5 protein-coding genes are annotated in these 5,024 nt (G+C 38.3%); all 5 read left to right on the plus strand.

Annotated features, from left to right (window positions below; all coding sequences use genetic code 11):
- The first annotated feature begins 182 nt into the window (after positions 1 to 182).
- Positions 183 to 1,190, plus strand: a complete 1,008-nt coding sequence (locus tag ACUW85_RS09380; RefSeq protein WP_182023616.1) for a metal ABC transporter solute-binding protein, Zn/Mn family — start codon at positions 183 to 185, stop codon at positions 1,188 to 1,190.
- A gap of 32 nt (positions 1,191 to 1,222) precedes the next feature.
- Complete coding sequence (locus ACUW85_RS09385; RefSeq protein WP_069285777.1) at positions 1,223 to 1,918, plus strand: metal ABC transporter ATP-binding protein; 696 nt, start codon at positions 1,223 to 1,225, stop codon at positions 1,916 to 1,918.
- A complete protein-coding gene (locus tag ACUW85_RS09390; RefSeq protein WP_182023614.1) occupies positions 1,876 to 2,676 on the plus strand; it encodes a metal ABC transporter permease in 801 nt (266 codons plus the stop codon). The genes ACUW85_RS09385 and ACUW85_RS09390 overlap by 43 nt, the downstream gene beginning before the upstream one ends.
- A 161-nt stretch (positions 2,677 to 2,837) precedes the next feature.
- On the plus strand, positions 2,838 to 3,659 hold the full coding sequence (gene purR / locus ACUW85_RS09395) for a pur operon repressor (protein WP_059348538.1): 822 nt from the start codon (positions 2,838 to 2,840) through the stop codon (positions 3,657 to 3,659).
- 200 nt (positions 3,660 to 3,859) lie between these two features.
- Entirely contained in the window at positions 3,860 to 4,903 is a 1,044-nt protein-coding gene (locus tag ACUW85_RS09400; RefSeq protein WP_182023612.1) for an acyltransferase, read from the plus strand.
- Positions 4,904 to 5,024 lie beyond the last annotated feature (121 nt).

Here is a 5,024-nt window from a genome sequence, read left to right on the forward strand (position 1 = left end):
ACAATATTCGGTAAGTGTCTACAGACCGCTTACTGATGGGGTGCCAGTCAACCATCCCTTAGTGTCTTTAAACGGTTGGAGATATTATATCGTTTTTACAACCACCATGTTTAGGACAAACTCTCTGTTTTAACAGAGAGTAGTTGATATATATAGATAGTAATTTTTAAAAGGAGAACATTGTGAATAAATTTAAACGATTAGTTGTGCTGTTAGCTTTATCAGCCATCGCCTTTTTGGCAGCATGTGGTAATGGGGCATCTACATCAAGTGATGATGATAGCTTACAGATTATAACGACATTTTACCCAATGCAAGCTTTAACCAATGCAGTGGTTGGGGATAGTGCTGAGGTAACGGTTATGATGGAGAATGCGGATACCCATGAATATGAGCCGAGTGCGCAAGATATTGCGACTTTAAATGAAGCAGATGTCTTTGTTTATAACAGTGAAGATATGGAAATCTTCGTACCAACTTTATTAGAATCGATTGATAACCCAGATTTAGTCATTATTGAAGCAGCTTCAGAAGTTGAATTGATCGATGGTGATGTGGAAACAGTCGGAGAAACGACTTCTGAAGAAGAGACTGAAGAAGAACATACAGATGAGGACACTGATGCTGAAACAGAGGAAGACCACGACCACGAGAGCCGCAGTCACGGGACGGACCCACACACTTGGTTAGACCCTATCAATGCGGTCACTGAAGCACAGACAATTGCCAATGCATTGACGGAAGCAGATCCTGATAACGCTGAAACTTACCAAGAAAACGCGGGACAATTTGCTAGCGATATGATGGCCGTTCATGATGAATACGCCAGCCTATTTGAATCAGCAGAAACTAAAACTTTCCTTACCCAGCACGCAGCTTTTGGTTACCTAGCCAACCGCTACGGTCTACACCAAGCAGCAGTTACAGGTGTGACGGAGTCAGCTGAGCCATCGCCTAAACGTATTGCAGAAATTGTTTCTTATATGGAAGAAAACAATATTTCTGTCATCTACGGTCAAGCTGGTGGTGCTACTGAAATTGCGACCACTATCGCGTCAGAATTGGGCGGTACAGTAGGTGAATTGCAGTCAATGGAGAGTGTTGACACTAGTCAATATCCAGCTGACGGCGAGGGCTTTATCGCTATTATAAAAGCCAATCTTGAAAGTTTAGCCGAAGGCGTTCAATAAATAGTTTAACCACTAAGAGAAGGAGGGATACCATGCACTACATTGAGGTGAAAAATTTAGGCTTTTCATGGGATAACGAACCCGTATTAAACGACATTTCCTTTACCGTAGACCAGGGTGAATTTGTCATCCTCACCGGGGAAAATGGCGCAGCCAAATCAACTTTATTACGCAATATACTTGGCCTTTTATCACCTGATCAAGGATCCGCTACAATTTCTAAAACCAATGCTTTTGGTCAAAAATTACAAATCGGCTATGTACCGCAAACTTTGAACAGCTTTAATGCTGGTTTTCCAAGTACAGTCTATGAATTTGTGGCTTCTGGACGTTTCCAACAAGATCGTTGGTTTAAAAAACTAGATGACAACGATAAATCACATGTCGAAAGGGCCTTAAAATCAGTCGGTATAGAAGAACAACGCAATAAGAAAATTGGGGACCTTTCTGGTGGACAGAAACAACGAGTAGGTTTGGCGCGCGTCTTCGCGACCGATCCAGATTTATTCATTTTAGATGAGCCGACAACAGGGATGGATAAGAATTCCCGAGCGGCCTTTTATAATTTATTACGACACAACACAGAAAAACATGGGAAAGCTATTTTGATGGTAACTCATGACGATAATATTATAGATGAATACTATGATAAACGTGTGCATTTAGTAAGAGAGGAGAATTCGCCGTGGAGATGTTTCAGTATGAGTTCATGGGACGGGCATTCATAGCCGCGACCGCTATTTCATTTATTTCCCCAATCCTAGGCCTCCTATTAATCATGCGCAAGCAATCATTAATGGCGGATACCTTAGCCCATATCTCATTAGCCGGAGTGGCTTTCGGTTATTTACTAGGGGTTGAACCAACCATTACGACCATCTTGTTCGTAGCGGCAGCCGCCTTAATCTTAGAATACTTGCGGGTCGTCTATGCCAACTATTCAGATATATCGGTTGCCATGATGATGTCTGGTGGGATGGCTTTAGCCTTACTACTATTGAACCAAGTGGATTCAGCAGCCTCTATTAACGCCTACCTATTTGGTTCTATCGTGACCGTTTCGTCATTACAAGTCCATATCTTGATTGGATTAGCGGTATTTATTGTAGCTGGCTACTTAATTTTTAAACGGCCCTTATACCTCATTTCATTTGACGAAAACACCGCCTATACGGCAGGTTTGCCAGTTCGAATGATCTCAGTCATTTTTTCAATTATTACAGGGATGGCCATTGCCTTAATCATGCCAATTGCAGGGTCACTACTGGTATCTGCGATTATCGTTATGCCAGCAGCCATTGCGTTACGACTAGTGAAAAACTTTGATTCAGTCATTATCGTCGGTGTGATCATTGCCATGTTTGGGATGTTTGCTGGGCTGACAACGTCTTACTATTTAGACACACCACCAGGTGCAACAATTGTTGCCATCTTCGTTTTAATATTCATTATAGAAAGTGGTTTTCTTAAAATCACTAAAGGCTAATTACGAATGTTTAGGAAATGAGCTAGTTCTTTCGGAAATTAGCTCATTTTTTTGCTATTTACAAAAAATAAACGAACATTATCTTAAATTTCCCTTTCAAATTAACTAAAACCAATATATAATAAATATCAATATAAAAGAATTTTGAAAGGTTGGACTATATGAAAATCAAACGTAGCCCGCGACTAGTGGACATGACACAATATTTATTATCACACCCACACAAGTTGGTGTCGTTAACGTTTTTTGTGTCACGTTACGAATCAGCGAAATCATCCATTTCTGAAGATTTGACGATTTTAAAAGAACAATTTGAATTAAGTGGATTTGGAAGAATCGAAACTGTAGCTGGAGCTGCTGGTGGTGTCATCTATATTCCAACAATGTCAAAAGAAGACGCGATTGTTGAAGTGGAAAATCTGATTTACCAATTAGAAGCTGCAGATGACCGGATTCTACCAGGTGGATACTTCTATCTAACTGACTTGTTAAGTGACCCAGATCAGTTACGCAAAATAGGTAAAATCATTGCAAGTTATTATGCGGAATCAAAAGCAACAGCCATCATGACTATTGCAACAAAAGGTGTGCCAATCGCACAAATGGTTGCACTATACCTGAACATTCCATTCGTTATTGTGCGTCGTGACTCAAAAGTAACTGAAGGCTCAACAGTCTCCATCAACTATGCTACCAAAGGGACAACCCGCGTAGAAAAAATGGAATTAACAAAGTCTTCACTACCACAAGGTTCGCACGTGTTAGTCATTGATGACTTCTTGAACGGTGGTGGAACGATTACCGGAATGAATTCAATGTTAAAAGAATTCAACTCAACATGTGCAGGGATTGCTGTATTATGTGAGTCTGACACACCGGACCGCGAAATCGACTTTGAATACCAATCATTGATTAAAGTACAAAAAGATCCATCATTCGCTAAAGGATTCGAATTAACACTTGGTACAATGTTTAAAGATTAATGGAAATTGCAAGAGACCTGTAAACCATTGTAAAAACATGGCTTAAAGGTCTTTTTTCGTGCCTATTTTTATAGGAACTAAAAATCCAAGTACCATTGCGTTTTATGAAATGTATGTAATATTCTATGTTCTAGCTATTTAAAGTGATAGACTATTTTTATTATGAGTATTAATATTTCAATTTGGAAAGGTAAGTGGAGATGAAAGAACGACAACAAAACTTTGAATTGCTTAGAATTATTGCGATGTTTATGATTGTAGTTTCACATGTAATTACCCATTACGTCATGAAAGCAGATATGGAAATAAGTGGCGTGAATGCTTTCTTACTAAGCCTACTGCGAGCCGTTATATATGTCTGTGTAAATGTTTATATTATTATTACAGGATATTTTTCAATTAATGCTAAACAACTAAAAATTAAAAAAATTATCCATGTAGCCATACTACCAGGTTTTGTTTCAGCCATTTTAATCACCATACTAATGGTGTTTGGCGCTATCGATTTTAATATTTGGCGGATTTTAGGTAAGTTATTTGCCACATTTAGGGGAGAGTACTGGTTTATATCGAATTACTTTGCCTTGTACCTATTCATTCCTTTCTTAAATAAAATTGTTCATATGATTAGTAAGAAAGAGTATCAACATTTCTTATTCTTATCGACTTTGGTGGGGGTTGTATGGCCATTTTTTGTCAACAACCAGGAAATTATATCAATTAACTCAGGTTTTTCATTAATTTTCTTCGTGTATTTATATTTTGTAGGCGCCTATATCCGCCTACATGGCGCATTTATTAAAGACTTCACCCGTAATCAATATCTACTAGGGTATCTAACATTAGCCTTGATTACTGGCTTTTTGCAATATATCTTACCCGAAGTAGACTTTTTAAACTACAACGGGCCCTTTGAATTTATCATGTCCTACTGCATCTTTATGTATATTCGACAAATCAAAGTGAAGTCAGTAAGGATCAATACCATAGCAGCCTATACTTTGGGTGTTTACTTGGTTCATGAGCAATCTGAGGTACGTGAATTTATTTGGAATCTACCAATTATTCATCAGATTATACAGTGGTCGCCAATTACATTTATACCGGCTATTATCTTTGTGGCAGTTATGGTATTCACAATAGCCTGGATTATCGGCTATACGCTAACCAACTTATATAACAAAGTTGAGCAGTTTGTGTTTTATTTATTAGAAACTAGTGTGGGCAATCCGACAACTGAATAAATAAAGAAAAATGTGCGTTGGCTATCTGAATCTCAACCCGAAAACTGAACACTCAAAAAAAGAGTGTTGTAAGTTTTCGGGTTATTTTTATGCAAAATTTTCGGTATACTCTATTTGAGTT

The organism is Aerococcus sp. 150760013-2 (genome assembly GCF_053627715.1).